The following is a 16,100-nucleotide window of genomic DNA, read 5'->3' on the forward strand; positions in this document are numbered from 1 at the left end:
ATACCCAAAACAAAAGCAAAAACGGCAAAAAAGATGACTAAATTATCCATTATCTCGCTAAACTCCGCCAAATCTTCGCTCTATATTTTTAAATTTGCTAACGATGCTTGTAAGCTCATCTTTACCAAAGTCAGGCCAAAGTGTCGGCGTGAAAAACAGCTCCGCGTAGCTTGCCTGCCAGAGCATGAAATTTGAAAGCCTGCTCTCGCCCCCAGTTCTAATGAGAAGATCCACTGGCTCACTCTCATCAAGTGCTGCATTTAGGCTCGCTTCACTTATCTCACAGCCTTTTAAATTTAGCTTTCTCACAGCTCTAATGATCTCGTCTTTTGAGCCGTAGTTTATCGCTAAATTTAATAATAAATTTTTATTCTCTCTTGTAGCGTTTTTGGTGATCTCTATCTCGTTTTTTAGCTCATCGCTAAATGGCGAAATATCGCCGATTGTGTTAAATTTAATCCCATTTTTTATAAAGTCAGTACGCTTTAAAATGAGAAATTTCTTAAGCAAATTCATTAAAAACTCAACCTCTTTTTGTGGCCTTTTCCAGTTTTCAGTACTAAATGCGTAAAGACTTAAAATTTTCACGCCATTATCGATACAAAATTCGCACATATCGCTTACTACATTTGCTCCGGCTTCGTGCCCATTTGTCCGTAAAAATCCACGTTTTTTAGCCCAGCGTCCATTTCCATCCATGATAATAGCAAGGTGGTTTAATTCATTCAATCTTTAGCCTTTTATATCAATAATTTGTTCTTTTTTGCTCCAAAGAGCACTCACATTTTGCACTGTTATGTTGGCGTTAAATTCACTTTTTAACAAGCTAGCTACATTATTAAATGGGGTCGCGATCTCGTATAAAACTTCATCTTTAAATTTAAAAATAAGTGGAGCAAAATTTGAAAATATTAAAAAAATTTTCATATCCTCCTCCTCTTTTTTTAGCTGAAAAACGCCGTTTGTACCATTATAAATAAATGGTATATACACGACATTTTCTTGCAGAGCAAAGAGCATTTTCGCTAGCACTTTCATCTCGTCTTTTGTCTTAGCTTCACTTAAACTTTTAAATAAATGGTCATAAAACCACGATAAATTTTCATTTTCTATCAAAATTTCGATAAGATTTAGCCCATCAGCCAAGATATCTTCGTCTAAAATTCTTGGCTTTTCGTATAAATTTTTTATGACGATATTTTCGCCCTGGCTTTGCACCTCGCCCCAGTATCTCGAGCCTACGTTTAGCTCTTTTGCGCTTTTTGTGTTTAAATTTCTATTTGCGAAATTTAAAATGTATCTGTTAAAGCCGATCTTTTGGCTTACCAAGATACTAAGTGGAAGTGACGAATTTATAGCTACTAACGGAGAATTTGCATTTTTTGCTATTTTTTGAATGCGAGAAATTTTCTCTATCATAAATTTGCCGCTAGCTCCACGATATGTCTTGCGATCTCGTCTTTTGTGGCAAGCGGCAGCAAAGTTTCACTATTTTTCGTGATGAAATTTACCTCATTTTGCTCGCTTGCAAAGCCATTTTTCTCACCCAAGATATTTAGGCAAACTGCGTCAAGCCCCTTTTGTTCTAGCATTGCTCTAGCGTTTTTGTGTGCGCTCTCACTTGAGATTTCAAGCTTAAAGCCGATCTTTTTGCATTTAAGCTCTTTTAAGCTTTGCAAAATATCGACATTTCTCTTTAGACTTAAGCTTAAAATTTCGCCAACGTCCTCTTTTTTTATCTTGCCATCAATTTTTGTCGGAACAAAATCGCTTACCGCAGCACACATTACAAGCAAATTCGTACTCTCGCACTCGCTCTTGCAAAGCTCTAAAAGCTCACTGCTTGAGCTAAATTTAAGGCATTCAAATGGCTCGTTTTCCGCTTCAAAGCTAGCAAGTAGTTTTACCTCTGCGTCCGCATAGTAAAAGGCTCTTGTCAAGGCTCTTGCCATCTTGCCGCTTGAGAAATTTGTAATGGCTCTTACATCATCTATCTTTTCGGTTGTCGCGCCACCTGTGATCACCACTTTTTTGCCAGCAAAAAGTGGTCTGCTAAGCCTTTTAATGGCAGCTTCAACTATCGCTTCAGGACTTGCAAGACCGCCCTTGCCAACGTCGCCACAAGCTAGAGTTTTAAGCACTGGCTCAACTACTAAAGCGCCGTTTTTCTTTAAAATTTCAAGTGAATTTTGCGTCGCGTAATGCTCGATCATGTTGTTATTTGCAGCTGGGGCAACGACTAAAGGCACGTGCGAGGCGGCGATTAGCGTTTGCATAAAGACATTGTCGCAGATGCCAGCTGTTAGCTTATTTATCGTATTTACCGAGGCAGGTGCGATGAGGACTAGATCCATTTTAGAGTAGGCTATGTGATTTACGCCATCTTGCCAATTTTGCGTTTGTGAGCTTAAAATTTTATGCTCGCTTAGCGCCTCAAAGCCGCTTACACTGCAAAAATCAAGCGCCCCGTCACTTAAAGCCACATAAACATCAGCGCCTAGCTTTTTAAGCAGCGATAAAATTTCGAATGCCTTATAAAAGGCGATACTACCGCAAACGGCAAGTAAAATTTTCTTATTTTTTAACATCGTCTTTGCCAAAGAATTTCTCAAAAAAGCCACTTTTGTTCTCTTGACGACCTCTGCTGATAGCTAGAGCGCCGCTTTCAACGTCTTTTGTGATGGTGCTGCCAGCTGCGATGATAACATTATCAGCGATATTTACAGGGGCAACTAGCTGCGTATCTGAGCCAATAAAGACGTTTTTGCCGATTTTGGTTTTGTATTTTGCTTTGCCGTCGTAGTTGCATGTGATCGTGCCACAACCGATGTTTGTGCCACTTTCTATCTCACAGTCGCCAAGATAGCTCAAATGTCCAGCTTTTACGCCGCCAAGAACGCCTTTTTTTACCTCGACGAAATTGCCTATATGTGTGTCAGAAATTTCAGAATTTGGCCTTATGTGAGCTAGTGGGCCGATGTCTGAGTTTTTAATAACGCTGCTTTCGATCACCGACGAGCTTTTGATGATGCTCTCAGTGATGACGCACTCGCCAAGGATACTTACGTTTTCTTCTAGCACGCACTCGCCTTCAAATTTAGCCCTGCTGTCTATGAAAATGCTCTCAGGCATGCGCATCAAAACGCCAGCTTTCATCAAATTTTGCTTGATCTCATCTTGCATGATCTTTTCAGCGATGCTTAGCTGAAATTTATCATTTATGCCCATGAAATTTTGCTCATTTACATTTACTGCGACGCACTTTAAGCCCTTTTCATTTGCTATTTTTATGGCGTCAGTTAGGTAGTACTCTTTTTGTGCGTTTTGGTTGCTTATGAGCGGTAAAATTTGCTCTAACGCCTCGCGTTTAAAGCAGTAGCAGCCAGCATTTACGCTTTTTATTGCAAGCTGCGCCTCGCTCGCATCTTTTTGCTCGACGATGGCTTCAACTTTGCCGTTTTTTATGATAACTCTGCCGTAACCAAAAGGATTTGCTGCTTCAAATGAGCTCATAACCACATCTGCTTCGGCATTTGCTAGGCGCATGAGGTCAGTTGATCTAACTAAAGGCATGTCGCCGCAAGTAACAAGCACCTTTTCTCCGCTTAGGCTAACGCCTTTTATCGCTCCAGCAGTGCCTGGGAAATTTTCTAAATCTTGCTCAAAAATTTTAGTTTGAGGGAAAATTTCTTTTATCTTTTTGCTAATTAACTCTTTTTCGTAGTGAAGCACGACACTAACGTCATTTGTGATGGCATAGGCTTGTTTTAAGATGTGAATTATCATTGGCTCACCACAAAGTTCAAATAATACTTTTGGGCGGGTTGATTTCATTCTGGTGCCAAGACCAGCAGCTAAGATTATGATTGAAGTATTGTTCATTTTTAAGCCTTTTAACGTTAAAAATTTCGCAGATTGTATCAAAAAATGGCAAACAATTTTTTTAATTTAACGATTTTTTCAACAAAAAGCTAATAGAATAGGCAATCTTAAGAATTTATAAATAAAGCGAGTTTAAATGGATTTAGGAACCGTCGTCGGCTGGGTTTTGACCCTGGTGCTTTTGTTTGGATCAATGGCGATAGGCGTTGGTATAGGACCATACATCGATATTCCTTCTGTGATGATCGTTTTTGGTGGTACTATCGGCGTTATGATGGTTGGCTTCAAGATGGAGACGCTTAAAGGAATTGGTAAATTTTATGGCATTGCTGTTAAGCCATCAGTCGTAGTAAATTTACCTGAGACTATAAAAAAAATAGTCGATTATTCAACTAAAGCTAGACGTGATGGTATCTTATCGCTCGAAAGCGAAGTAAATAATGAGACAAATCAGTTTTTAAAAAGAGGCCTTTCAATGGCAGTTGATGGCAATGAGCCAGATGCGATCAGAGCACTTTTGGAGATCGATATCGATCAAACTAGCACAAGACATTCAAATAACATTAAAATTTTTGAGCAAATTGGCGGTTTTGCTGGTGCGATGGGTATGATCGGTACTCTAATAGGTCTTGTTGCGATGCTTCTTAACATGTCAGATCCTAGTGCGATCGGCCCATCAATGGCGGTTGCCTTGCTTACGACGCTTTATGGTGCGATGATAGGTAACATCATAGGTGCGCCTGTGGCAAACATCCTCTCTATTCGCGATGCTGATGAAGCACTTGAAAAACAAGTTGTGCTTGAGGGAATTATGTCGATACAAGCAGGCGATAATCCAAGAACGCTTGAAGCTAAACTCTTAGCATTTTTACCACCAAAAGATAGAAAAAGTCAGTTTGAATAATGGGTAAGTTAATAAAACCAGAAGAGTGTCCAAAATGTATGCCTGAGTGGCTAGCTGCTTTTGGTGACCTTATGTCACTTTTGCTTTGTTTTTTCGTTTTATTACTTTCTATGGCGACAATGGATGCTAAAAAGATGGAGGCCGCTGTTGGCTCACTAGCTGGTGCTTTGAGTGTGCTTGAAGGTGGTGCTAGACCTGAAAATCAGATAGAAAAAGAGACAGATCCTGAAAATACTCGTGCAAAAAAGATAAGCAAGCAAAAGGGCTCACAAAGTGAGCTAAATATGAATGTTAAAAAGATAAATGAATTACTAGCTGCTAGCGGAGCACCTGAGATTACGATGGAAGAGAGCGAGGATGGCTTTATCGTAAGGCTTCCAGCGGCTATGCTTTTTGATAAAGATAGTGCTGAAATTTCTGGCGAAGATGCGAAGCTATTTTTAAAACGAATAGGCATGATTGTGGCGAAAATGCCTAATGATGTAAAAGCCGATATCATCGGCCATACAGATAATATAGAACCAAGCAAAGACTCAGCTTATAAAAATAACTGGCAACTTTCAACTGCAAGAGCTTTAAGTGTAGTAGAGCAGCTTAGCAGCGATGGAGTGCCACAAAATAGGCTGATAGCTTCAGGAAAGGCTTCGTTTGATCCTATTGCTACTAATAACACAGAAGAGGGTAGGGCAAAAAACAATAGAGTAGAAATTCACTTCGTCTCTCTTGAGCCAAAAAACAAAGAGGCTACTAAGAAAAGTATCCTTGATATGAGGAATTAGTCTTGAAAGCACTGCTTAGCTTAGCGGTTTTATTTTGTGTAGTTTTTGGGGCTGATCCGGCCTTACCAACTATAAATTTAAGCCTAAATTCTCCTGCAAATGCTGAGCAATTAGTAAATTCTCTAAATGTTTTACTAATCCTAACAGCACTTGCACTTGCTCCTTCGCTCATCTTTATGATGACAAGTTTTTTGAGGCTTGTTATTGTTTTTTCATTTTTACGCCAAGCGATGGGTACACAGCAAGTGCCTCCTTCAACAGTGCTTATCTCGCTTGCGATGGTTCTTACATTTTTTATCATGGAGCCAGTTGGGCAAAAGAGCTATAATGATGGCATAAAGCCTTATATAGCTGAGCAAATAGGCTATGAGGAGATGCTTGATAAGAGCTTAAAGCCTTTTAAAGAATTTATGGTAAAAAACACAAGAGAAAAAGACCTTGCGCTTTTCTTTAGGATTAGAAATTTACAAAATCCAGCAAATATCGAAGAGATACCGCTAAGTATCGCAATGTCAGCTTTTATGATAAGTGAGCTAAAGACATCTTTTGAGATAGCATTTTTGCTCTATTTGCCATTTCTTGTCATCGACATGGTCGTAAGCTCAGTGCTAATGGCTATGGGTATGATGATGCTTCCTCCTGTCATGATCTCACTACCATTTAAACTGCTCATATTCGTGCTTGTTGATGGCTGGAATTTGCTAATAGGAAATCTTGTAAAAAGCTTTCACTAATGAAAAAAATTTTATTCATTTTTTTGCCGGTATTTTTGCTTGGTTCAAATTTAAGCGTGATCGCAAACAAAGCAACGCAAAATGAAATTTCAAAGATCAAAGAGCTTGAGCTAAAAAGAGCAAATTTAAGCGATGAAGCCACATTAAGCTCATATATGCCAAGCCTTAGCTTAGAGGGCTCATACGGCAAAAATGCAAGCACCTTTCCAAGTGTAGTCGCTAAAGAGTCAGCTGGCGTGCTGGCTAGAATTGATTTTTTGCTTTATGATGGCGGAGCGAGAGAGGCTAGGCTAAAGATGAGCCAGCTTTTGAAAAATAAAGCCGCCATCGCAAACGATGAAGCCAAAAACTACCTTGCATTTAAGGCTGTAAATTTATACTTTAACGCCTGCGCACTTGAAAATATAATAGCCGCCAAAAACGCTCAGGCAAATTTCTTAAAAGGCGTTTTAGACAAGCTTGAAAAGGCAAATAAAGCAGGACTTGCCCCAAAAGATGAGCTAGAAAATGTGCGTGCAAAATACCACTTGGCAAACAGCACGCAGCTTGAATACAAAAATAAAATGGATCAAATTTTAAATGAGATAAATTTGCTAACAGGTGAGCAAATCGCACCTATGAGCGGGGCAAAAATGGCTGAGATTAGCTCAAATTTAGCTTCAAAAAACGCTGAGCTTGACAAGCTAAGTCAAGATATATCTTTAAGCGAGGCTAAGCTTAGTGAGACAAGAGCTGGCTTTTTGCCTCAAATTTTGCTTTATGACACATATGGATTTTACAAAAATAACTACGACATCGACCTTGGCAAGTATAGCGCTTACCGTCCATATCTTGATAAATATCTAAAAGAGGATACGCACGGCAATAAATTTGGCGTTAGCTTTAGGTGGAAAATTTTTGACTTTTTTGCCACTAGCAAGATGAGCCAAGCTAGCAAGATCGCGCTTGATGAAGCGAGGCTAAATTTAGAGTATAAAAAGCGTGAAAACGAGACAAAACTTAAAAATTTGCAAAGTGAAATCGTGGTACTTACTTCAAAAATCGCTTCACTAAACGAATATGTAAAAGCAAGTGATTTGGCATTAAAAGCTAGCTATGAGAAGTATAACTCTGGGCTTTTAGGATATAGCGACCTACTTGAGGCGCTTTCTCAAAAATTTGATGCCATTAGCCTTTTTGAGAGTGCAAAGGATGAGCTTGAGATTAAAAAAGCGGAGTTCTTTTTTGAAAATGGTGAGCCGATTTTAGAGAGGATTAAAGATTGAAAAAGCTGATAATTTTAATGATATTTTGCATTTTTTCATTTGCTAGTGAGGAAATTTTTGTTGACTTTGAAGTCTACGCTAAACAAAGCTCAAAGCTCGCATTTGAGGGTAGTGGCAAGGTGGATAAAATTTTTGTAGATGTTTCAAGTCATGTTAAAAAGGGCGACGCTTTAGCTATTCTTGATCAAAGCAGCTTAGAAATAGCTCTTAAAAAGGCAAAAAATGATCTTGAGCTGGCAAAAAATGCTAGTGAATTTGCAAAAAATACTTTAAACAAATTTACTCAAGTAAGGGACGTCACTTCAAAGCAAGAATTTGACGAGGTAAAGTATAAATTTGACGAAGCGATACTTCGGGTTCAAAGTGCACAAATCGCTATTTTAAATGCGCAAGATCGCCTTAAAAAAGCTGTTTTAAAAGCCCCATTTGATGGCGTTATCGCTAGCAAAAACATTGAGCTTGGAGAGAGTGTTTCGCCGCTTAGTCCAGCTTTTATTTTAAACTCAAACGAGGCTAAAATTTTAATAGCGATCGATGAAAAATATGCAAATTTAGTAAAAGTTGGCGATACATTTAAATTTAAACTTGACGCAACAAGCGACGAAAAAGAGGTAAAAATCGCACTCATCTATCCAGAGATTAAAAGAGAGACCAGGAAATTTTACGCCCAGGCTTATGACACTGGGCTAAAGCCAGGCATGTTTGGTCAAGGCAGAGTGCTAGTTAGTAAAAGAAAATGATAAAAACAGCCATAAATCGCCCTATAACTACATTAATGGTTTTTTTAAGCCTTGTTGTCTTTGGCATCTACTCGCTAAAGACAATGAATGTAAATTTATATCCACAAGTAAATATCCCAATAGTAAAAATCACGACCTACGCAAACGGCGATATGAACTATATAAAAACTAAGATCACACAAAAGATCGAAGATGAAATTTCAAGCATTGAAGGTATCAAGAAAATTTACTCAACTAGCTTTGATAACCTAAGTGTGGTTAGCATCGAATTTGAGCTAAACAAAGACCTAGAGAGCGCTACAAACGACGTCCGTGACAAGATGCAAAAAGCTAGGTTAAACGCAAACTACGAGATAGAAAAGCTAAACGGGCTCTCTTCATCTGTTTTTAGTCTCTTTATCACAAGGCTTGATGGCAACGAAACCAAGCTCATGCAAGAGATCGATGACGTGGCAAAGCCATTTTTGGAACGAATTAGCGGCGTTTCAAAGGTCAAGACAAATGGTTTTTTAGAGCCAGCGGTGAAAATTTTACTTGATAGATTTAAGCTTGATAAAAACGCCCTTAGTGCAAATGAAGTGGCAAATTTAATAAAGGTTGAAAATTTAAAAGCACCACTTGGCAAGATAGAAAATGAGCAGATCCAAATGGCGATCAAGTCAAATTTCAGTGCTAAAAGCATAGATGAGATAAGAAATTTAACGATCAAACAAGGGGTCTTTTTAAAAGATATCGCAAGTGTTGATCTCGCTTACAAAGACGCAAACGAAGCAGCGATAATGGATAAAAAAAGTGGCGTCTTGCTGGGTCTTGAGCTAGCTCCAGACGCAAACGCTCTAACCGTGATCGCTCTAGCTAAGTCAAAGCTAGATCAGTTTAAAAGCTTGCTTGGCAATGAATACGACGTAAAAATAGCCTACGATAAGAGCGAAGTGATACAAAAGCACATTGATCAAACCGCCTTTGATATGATCCTAGGCGTCTTGCTAACCATCGTGATCGTCTATCTATTTTTAAGAAATTTCTCGATCACTATCATCTCGGTCGTAGCGATACCAACTAGCATCGTAGCGACATTTTTCATCATAAATGCCCTAGGATACGACATAAACCGCCTAAGCCTTATCGCATTAACGCTTGGCATCGGAATTTTTATCGATGATGCGATAGTTGTCACTGAAAATATCGCTAGTAAGCTAAAAGATGAGCCAAATGCCCTAAAAGCAAGCTTTGCAGGCATAAAAGAGATAGCATTTAGTGTCTTTGCGATCTCGCTCGTGCTGCTTTGCGTCTTTGTGCCTATCGCCTTTATGAGTGGCATCGTTGGCAAATACTTTAACTCATTTGCCATGAGCGTGGCAGCTGGCATCGTCATATCGTTTTTTGTGAGCATATTTCTTGTGCCAACGCTTAGTGCAAGGTTTGTAAATGCCAAACAAAGCGGCTTTTTTCTAAAGAGCGAGCCATTTTTTGAGGCGCTTGAAAATTTCTATGAGAAAATTTTAGCTTTGGCGCTTAAGTTTAAGCTCATATTTTTAGCCATAACGCTTGTGGTCGTCGTTTGCTCGTTTGCTTTGGCTAAATTTATAGGAGGTGACTTCATGCCAAGCGAGGATAACTCGGAGTTTAACATCTACTTTAAGCTTAATCCTTCACTTAGTCTGCAAGCTAGCAAAGAGAGGCTAAAAGATAAAATTTCACTCATAAACGCCGATCCTCAGGTAGCTTACGCCTACTTCATCCTTGGCTACACAGATGCCAAGCAGCCATATCTTGTAAAGGCTTACGTTAGGCTAAAGGAGCTAAAAGATAGGGTTAATCATGAGCGGCAAAATGCTATCATGCAAAGTTTTCGTGACAAGCTAAAGAGCGATGATATGAGCGTCATCGTGGCTGATCTTCCAGTAGTTGAAGGTGGCGATGTGCAGCCAGTAAAGCTTACTATCACATCTGAAAATGGCAAGGAGCTAGAGAAATTTGTGCCAAAGATCAGCAAAATGCTAAAAGAGATAAACGACGCAACGGACGTAAATTCGCCCGAAGAAGATCTGCTAAAACGCGTGCAAATTTCTATCGATGAAGATAAGGCTAAGAGGCTAAATTTAGACAAAGCTAGCGTTGCAAGCGCCGTTTATAGCGCATTTAGCCAGAACGAGGTCTCTGTCTTTGAAAACGAAAATGGCAAAGAGTATGAGCTTTACATGCGCCTTGATGATAAATTTAGAAGCGATACAAATGATATCTTAAAGACCAAGATAAGAAGCAATGAGGGCTTTTTCGTGACACTTGGCGATGTGGCGACAATTAGTTTTGAGCAAAAGCCAGCTAGTATTTCAAGGTTTAATAGAGCAGATGAGATCAAATTTCTAGCAAATACCAAAAACAACGTTCCGCTAAATAGCGTGGCAAATGAAATTTCAAAGAAGCTTGATGAAATTTTGCCTGCAAATTTCAAGTATAAATTTTTGGGATTTGTCGAGCTGATGGATGATACAAACGCTTCTTTTATATTTACGGTGAGTGCTAGTGCGGTGCTTATTTATATGGTGCTAGCTGCACTTTATGAGAGCTTTTTGCTGCCATTTCTCATCATGCTTGCCATGCCGCTTGCCTTTTGTGGCGTCGTGATTGGCCTTTTTATAAGCGGCAATCCATTTAGTCTATTTGTCATGGTTGGCGTCATCTTGCTCTTTGGCATGGTCGGTAAAAACGCCATTTTGGTCGTTGATTTTGCAAACCACTTTGCAAATAGCGGCATGGAGGCGAACGAAGCTGTAAAAATGGCTGCTAAAAAGCGACTAAGAGCTGTTTTGATGACCACTTTTGCGATGATATTTGCCATGCTGCCACTTGCTCTTAGCAGGGGTGCTGGCTATGAGGCCAACTCACCTATGGCTATAAGTATCATCTTTGGGCTCATTAGCTCGACTTTGCTAAGCTTGCTTGTCGTGCCAGTGCTTTTTGCATGGATCTATAATCTTGATAAATTTATAAGAAAATTTTATGAAAGGGAGAGAATTTGAAGAAAATTTTAGCTGTTTTGCTCTTTGCTTTGCCTCTTTGGGCTGGAAATTTACTAGAGATCATCGCTCTGGCGCAAAGTGCAAGGCTTGAGAGTTTGAAAGAATTTAATAAAAATGAATATATAAATAAAAATAAAAGCAAAAAGCTAAATTTATCCCTTGATGGCAGATATACCTTTGTGCCTGATGAGATAAAGGGCGGATATATGACAAAGGCAGGCTCGATCACGGCAAAGGTTGAGTATCTTATCTTTGATGGCGGTGCGAGCGAGGCTGCTGATAAAATTTTAGATCACAAAGGTGTGGAGAAAATCTACAAAGATGAAGAGCTGATGAATCTCACTGCTTTTCAGGTCGCAAAGGTCTATTTTAACGCCGTTGCCCTAAATTCACTTATAAATTTAGAGACAAAATTTGTCGATAGCTTTGCTAAGGCTGCGGCTGAAAATGAGTTTTGGTTTGAGTATGGCGAGATAGATAAGAGCGAATTTGATGCGATAAATTTCACCTTAAATAAAAAAAGAGCTGAGCTTGACGAGCTTGGACTTAAGCTAGCTGAGCTAAACTCAAGGATAAATTTGCTCTCAAATGGCGAGATTGGTTTTAATGCTGGCTCAAAGATAATGATGCCTGATTTTAGTAAAGATGATATAAGCGCAAAACTTGGGGCAATGGAGCAAGAAAAATTTATAAAAGAGCAAGAAAATGAGAAGCAAAAGAGCAAATTTGCTCCAAAAATTTACTTAAAAGATACGCAAAGTGTGAATAATAACAGCTTTAAAAAAGGTGAGAGGACGACTTCGCAGATGATAGGTGCTTACGCTGATGCGAACAAGCCTAGAGTGGAGTTTGAGTGGAAGCTGCCTGATAGCTTAAGTCTTAGCAAGCAAAGTCAAGTTAAACGCATTGAAGAGCAAAAGGCGGCACTTGATCTAAGCGATGAAGAAAATAGGATAATCACTCGCCTAAAAGAGCTAGAAAGCACGATCAAAGGCTTAAATGCAAAGTTAAATTTGCAAGATTTGAAGCAAGATAAGCTTGATAGTGATTTTGTTGATTTGTTAAATGGCTATCTTGATGGTGAGATAAAATATGAAGAATTTCTATTTGTGAGTGAGAAAAATTTTAGTGATAGGGCAAATTTCATACTTGATGGCGATTTGCTTGAGTTAAATAAGCTTGAGTATTTTTTTGAATGTGCAAGAAAAATAAATGAGGTGATAATTGAATAAACTGATCTTTGTAACCATTTTGTGGGCGTTTAGCTTTAGTTTGATAGGGGAATTTTTAGCTGGTAAGGTTGATAGCTATTTGGCTGTTTTTATTCGGGTTGCGCTTGCGAGCTTAGTCTTTTTGCCATTTACAAAATTTCGTGGCATTAGCCCAAAGCTAGCATTTGGCATAATGGCGATCGGAGCGGTGCAAATAGGACTTATGTATCTATTTTATTACAATTCATTTTTGTATCTAAGTGTGCCAGAAGTAGCACTTTTTACCATTTTTACGCCGTTTTACGTGACGCTCATCTACGACGCATTTAGCTTTAAATTTAGACCACTTTATCTCTTTAGCGTTGGCGTTGCGGTTTTTGGAGCTTTGGTTATAAAATATGGCGCTATAAATGATGGTGTATTAAAGGGCTTTTTGCTAGTGCAAGCGGCAAATATCTGCTTTGGAGCAGGGCAGAGCGCATATAAGGCACTTTTAGAAAAATTTGACGTGGATCAAAAAAATGTCTTTGGCTACTTTCACTTTGGTGCATTTTTTGTAGCTATCGTTGCGCTTCTTGCTCTTGGCAATCCAGCCAAATTTTCACTTACTTCAACACAAATTTTAGTGCTTCTCTGGCTTGGAGTGGTCGCTAGTGGAGTTGGATATTTTATGTGGAACAAAGGCGCTTGCGAGGTCGATAGCGGCGTGCTTGCCATCATGAATAACGCTCTCATTCCAGCTGCTATCATCGTAAATTTAGTCTTTTGGCAAAAGGACACAGACTTAACTAGGCTAATTTTAGGCGCTGTTATAATGTATATATCTTTGATAATTCACAATAAGATAATGAAATTTTATGGTATGAAGATCGCTTAGGCGTAAATTTTATAGCTAGCAATAGCAAAGCACAAGAGCCCAAGCAGCGGTAAAATGTAGAATATAGATTTAAATTTTATAGCTAGAAGCGAAGCGATATTATAAAAGATAAAAATAATGGCTGGCACGAAAATTTTAGTCGAGCTTAGTCTAAAATTTAAAACATTATTTAGCAATCCATCAAAAATGTCGCCATACGAAGCGATATGAAGTGCGGCGCTTAATGGATAAAAAATGCTAAAGATGTAGTTGATAGCAAGGACACTAAGCTGCTGTAAGCTAATGAGTGGAAAGAAATAAAGCACGCAAATTTCCATTGCAAAGCAAACATATAAATTTAAAAGTATAAGATGAGTGAAAGGCGAAAATTTATCTTTTAGGTGTTTAAAGTATAAAAATATGTAAAAAACGCCCATGAGCGAAAAGTAAAAACCTATGCTAAAAAGTAGCTGCGGAAAGAGCGATATGCTAACAAGTGCCACTATAAAAAGTGTTTTGAAGTTTAAAATTTTGACGCCTTTTAACGTGCAATAAAATCCTAAAATGCTCATTAAGAACGCTCGCAAAAAGCTTGGAATAAAGCCTATTATAAAAAAGTAAAATGACAAGACTATAAAAACGATAATGGCTAGATCAAAGTTGTAGTTTCTAAAAGGTAAAAACCTCGCATATAAAAATTTTAAAAGCGGCCTAAATACAAAAAATATAACCGCACTTATAAAGCCTAAATGATAGCCACTTATGGCTATAAGATGCGCTATACCAAGGTGCGAGACGTCATCTCTTAACTCTGCGTCAATATTTGTACCTAAAAATAGAGCCGAGTAGAGCTGTGAAATTTTACTATTTTCATGCTGGGCGTAGATTAGTGATTGTAATTTTTGGTTGATATTTAGCGTGGCTTTTTGTGGCAGTTTTTCGCGTGAAAAGCTAGGCATGTAAAAGGAGGAAGCAAGATAGTCTTTAAAACTAACGTCTAAATTTATGACGCTTAAAAATATACTATCTCCAGCTTTAAAGTCATCTGTTTTAGCTCCAAGCGTATAAAATAAAAACTCATCAGTCTTAAGCTTTAAAATTTGCCTTTTCTTGCCGTCATCTCCAAGCTTTTCATAGCTAGAAATCACGGTTGCTGTTAGCTCTTGTTCGCCTTTGTCTATGAAAATTTGATATTTATGGTAGCTAATAGCTAAATTTATAGAAAAAATACAAAGGCAAAACAGACAAAATATAGTAAAAATTTCTCTATTTTTTAAAGCTTTAAAACGCATCAGCCTTCAAATGAAACATCAGATACTGGCATTGCAGACATATCTTCAAACCTTGAGTGTTGCTTTTGAAAGAGCACATCAACTGAGCCAGTTTCGCCATTTCTATTTTTGCCAACTATGATCTCAGCCTTTTCTTGAAGCTTATTAAAGACGTGATTGCTCTTGTACTCTTTGCCCTCGGCACTTGCGCGTTTTTCTTTCTCTTTTTCTTCTTGTTCTAGATAAAACTCATCTCTATAGACAAAAAGAATGATGTCAGCATCTTGCTCGATCGCGCCTGACTCTCTTAGATCGCTTAGCATAGGGCGTTTATTTGCGCGAGATTCTAGGCTTCTGTTTAGCTGAGAAAGAGCGATGATTGGCATATCTAGCTCACGTGCTAAAAGCTTTAATCCACGAGAAATTTCAGCTATTTGGACGTGACGATCAGCGTAGTTATTTGTACTCATCATAAGACCGATGTAGTCGATCACGCAAAGTGAAATTTCAGGATGCATAGCCTTTAGTTTTCGCATTTGTGTTCTTACTTGATGGATATTTACATAGCCACTATCATGCACAAAAAGCTTGCTAGCAGCAAACCCTTCACAAGCATCGCTAAATCTAGCCAACGCTTCATCATCCATCTTTGCGGTCATTATGTCTTGAAGCGGAATAGAGGTCTTGCTTGCTAGCATTCTCATCATTATCTGCTCAGCTGGCATCTCAAGCGAGAAAAAAACAACTCCAGCATTATTTTTTAGAACCTGACTCATAAAATTTAAACAAAGTGTCGTTTTTCCCATGCCTGGACGAGCTGCGACGATGATGAGGTCACCATTTTTAAAGCCCTTTATCATCTCATTTAGCTTTTTAAATCCAGTATCAAGTCCAACTATATCTTTTTCGCCAAGCAAGGCCTGAGCATTAATATGATCCATCATTTTCATGATGATCTCTTTGCCTTCTTTTATAACTCCAGTGCTTCCACCTTCTATCAAAGAGTAAAATTCCTGGCTAAGATCATCGACCATATCGCGACTTGGCTTATCTTCATTTACTTTGCTTGGTATGTTGTGAGCGATCTTTACAAGACTTCTTTTTATAGATTTTTCTCTTAGTTCGTTTGCGTATTTTTGAATGTCTATTAGGGAATTTGTGCCCAAAATATCTAGTATTAGCTCTTCGTCGTATTTTTCGCCAAGTCTATTTTTTAAAAATGGCATAGTTATAGGATCATCGCTATTTAGGCATGCCACCATTGCATCGTATATTTGCGAATGCCCTTTTAGATAAAAATCCTTTGCCTTAACAATGTCAAAAATTTCACCTAAAATATCGTTGTTTTGCAAAATGGAGCTTAGTATAGCTCGCTCCATATCAATGTCGTAAAGGTTGGTAAATTCTATCTCGTTAACTCTTTGCTTTGCCACAA

Annotated in this window: 14 protein-coding genes; 8 read left to right on the forward strand and 6 right to left on the reverse strand. The window is 38.4% G+C overall.

Features of this window, described 5'->3' with window-relative positions; genetic code table 11:
- Positions 1-57: 57 nt before the first annotated feature.
- Genes uppS through glmU form a run of 4 tightly spaced genes read right to left on the reverse strand, consistent with a single transcriptional unit; the run spans position 58 to position 3,882 of the window.
- Positions 58-729, reverse strand: a complete 672-nt coding sequence (uppS, locus tag A3854_RS08695; protein WP_084042141.1) for a polyprenyl diphosphate synthase — start codon at positions 727-729, stop codon at positions 58-60.
- Positions 730-732: 3 nt separating this feature from the next.
- Positions 733-1,419 (reverse strand): hypothetical protein, encoded by a 687-nt coding sequence (locus A3854_RS08700; protein WP_084042142.1) that lies wholly within the window; start codon positions 1,417-1,419, stop codon positions 733-735.
- On the reverse strand, positions 1,416-2,588 hold the full coding sequence (gene coaBC / locus A3854_RS08705; RefSeq protein WP_084042143.1) for a bifunctional phosphopantothenoylcysteine decarboxylase/phosphopantothenate--cysteine ligase CoaBC: 1,173 nt from the start codon (positions 2,586-2,588) through the stop codon (positions 1,416-1,418). The genes A3854_RS08700 and coaBC overlap by 4 nt, the downstream gene beginning before the upstream one ends.
- Positions 2,575-3,882 carry a bifunctional UDP-N-acetylglucosamine diphosphorylase/glucosamine-1-phosphate N-acetyltransferase GlmU gene (gene glmU, locus A3854_RS08710; protein WP_084042144.1) on the reverse strand — a complete coding sequence of 436 codons (1,308 nt, stop codon included), beginning with the start codon at positions 3,880-3,882 and terminating at the stop codon, positions 2,575-2,577. The genes coaBC and glmU overlap by 14 nt, the downstream gene beginning before the upstream one ends.
- Before the next feature lie 136 nt (positions 3,883-4,018).
- On the opposite strand from glmU, the gene A3854_RS08715 reads away from it, so the two are divergent.
- From A3854_RS08715 to A3854_RS08750, 8 genes are read left to right on the forward strand one after another with little or no spacing between them, the layout of a single operon-like run.
- Positions 4,019-4,786, forward strand: a complete 768-nt coding sequence (locus A3854_RS08715) for a motility protein A (RefSeq protein ID WP_084042145.1) — start codon at positions 4,019-4,021, stop codon at positions 4,784-4,786.
- Positions 4,786-5,565 (forward strand): OmpA/MotB family protein, encoded by a 780-nt coding sequence (locus A3854_RS08720; protein WP_084042146.1) that lies wholly within the window; start codon positions 4,786-4,788, stop codon positions 5,563-5,565. Before A3854_RS08715 ends, A3854_RS08720 begins: the two co-directional genes overlap by 1 nt.
- 11 nt (positions 5,566-5,576) lie before the next feature.
- A complete protein-coding gene (gene fliP, locus A3854_RS08725; protein ID WP_374057409.1) occupies positions 5,577-6,299 on the forward strand; it encodes a flagellar type III secretion system pore protein FliP in 723 nt (240 codons plus the stop codon).
- A complete protein-coding gene (locus A3854_RS08730; RefSeq protein ID WP_084042147.1) occupies positions 6,299-7,564 on the forward strand; it encodes a TolC family protein in 1,266 nt (421 codons plus the stop codon). Before fliP ends, A3854_RS08730 begins: the two co-directional genes overlap by 1 nt.
- Entirely contained in the window at positions 7,561-8,304 is a 744-nt protein-coding gene (locus A3854_RS08735; RefSeq protein ID WP_084042148.1) for an efflux RND transporter periplasmic adaptor subunit, read from the forward strand. The genes A3854_RS08730 and A3854_RS08735 overlap by 4 nt, the downstream gene beginning before the upstream one ends.
- Entirely contained in the window at positions 8,301-11,327 is a 3,027-nt protein-coding gene (locus tag A3854_RS08740; RefSeq protein ID WP_084042149.1) for an efflux RND transporter permease subunit, read from the forward strand. Before A3854_RS08735 ends, A3854_RS08740 begins: the two co-directional genes overlap by 4 nt.
- Positions 11,324-12,559: a TolC family protein gene (locus A3854_RS08745; protein ID WP_084042150.1), complete on the forward strand. Its 1,236-nt coding sequence runs from the start codon at positions 11,324-11,326 to the stop codon at positions 12,557-12,559. Before A3854_RS08740 ends, A3854_RS08745 begins: the two co-directional genes overlap by 4 nt.
- The gene (locus tag A3854_RS08750; RefSeq protein WP_084042151.1) at positions 12,552-13,415 is read left to right on the forward strand and encodes an EamA family transporter; all 864 of its coding nucleotides are present in this window, start codon (positions 12,552-12,554) and stop codon (positions 13,413-13,415) included. Before A3854_RS08745 ends, A3854_RS08750 begins: the two co-directional genes overlap by 8 nt.
- On the opposite strand, the gene A3854_RS08755 is transcribed toward A3854_RS08750, so the two are convergent.
- Together A3854_RS08755 and A3854_RS08760 are read right to left on the reverse strand one after the other, a co-directional pair.
- Positions 13,412-14,686, reverse strand: a complete 1,275-nt coding sequence (locus A3854_RS08755; protein WP_084042152.1) for a ComEC/Rec2 family competence protein — start codon at positions 14,684-14,686, stop codon at positions 13,412-13,414. The two genes, A3854_RS08750 and A3854_RS08755, sit on opposite strands and share 4 nt — an antisense overlap.
- The gene (locus A3854_RS08760; protein WP_084042153.1) at positions 14,686-16,098 is read right to left on the reverse strand and encodes a replicative DNA helicase; all 1,413 of its coding nucleotides are present in this window, start codon (positions 16,096-16,098) and stop codon (positions 14,686-14,688) included. The genes A3854_RS08755 and A3854_RS08760 overlap by 1 nt, the downstream gene beginning before the upstream one ends.
- Positions 16,099-16,100: the final 2 nt, after the last annotated feature.

Source organism: Campylobacter concisus (assembly GCF_002092845.1).
GTDB classification, from domain to species: Bacteria; Campylobacterota; Campylobacteria; order Campylobacterales; family Campylobacteraceae; genus Campylobacter_A; species Campylobacter_A concisus_AQ.

Coding starts and splice junctions, on each gene's coding strand:
- A3854_RS08700 (WP_084042142.1), bottom strand. CDS start 1,419: ATGATAGAGAAAATTTCTCGCATTCAAAAAATAGCAAAAAATGCAAAT.
- coaBC (WP_084042143.1), bottom strand. CDS start 2,588: ATGTTAAAAAATAAGAAAATTTTACTTGCCGTTTGCGGTAGTATCGCC.
- glmU (WP_084042144.1), bottom strand. CDS start 3,882: ATGAACAATACTTCAATCATAATCTTAGCTGCTGGTCTTGGCACCAGA.
- A3854_RS08715 (WP_084042145.1), top strand. CDS start 4,019: ATGGATTTAGGAACCGTCGTCGGCTGGGTTTTGACCCTGGTGCTTTTG.
- A3854_RS08720 (WP_084042146.1), top strand. CDS start 4,786: ATGGGTAAGTTAATAAAACCAGAAGAGTGTCCAAAATGTATGCCTGAG.
- A3854_RS08730 (WP_084042147.1), top strand. CDS start 6,299: ATGAAAAAAATTTTATTCATTTTTTTGCCGGTATTTTTGCTTGGTTCA.
- A3854_RS08740 (WP_084042149.1), top strand. CDS start 8,301: ATGATAAAAACAGCCATAAATCGCCCTATAACTACATTAATGGTTTTT.
- A3854_RS08755 (WP_084042152.1), bottom strand. CDS start 14,686: ATGCGTTTTAAAGCTTTAAAAAATAGAGAAATTTTTACTATATTTTGT.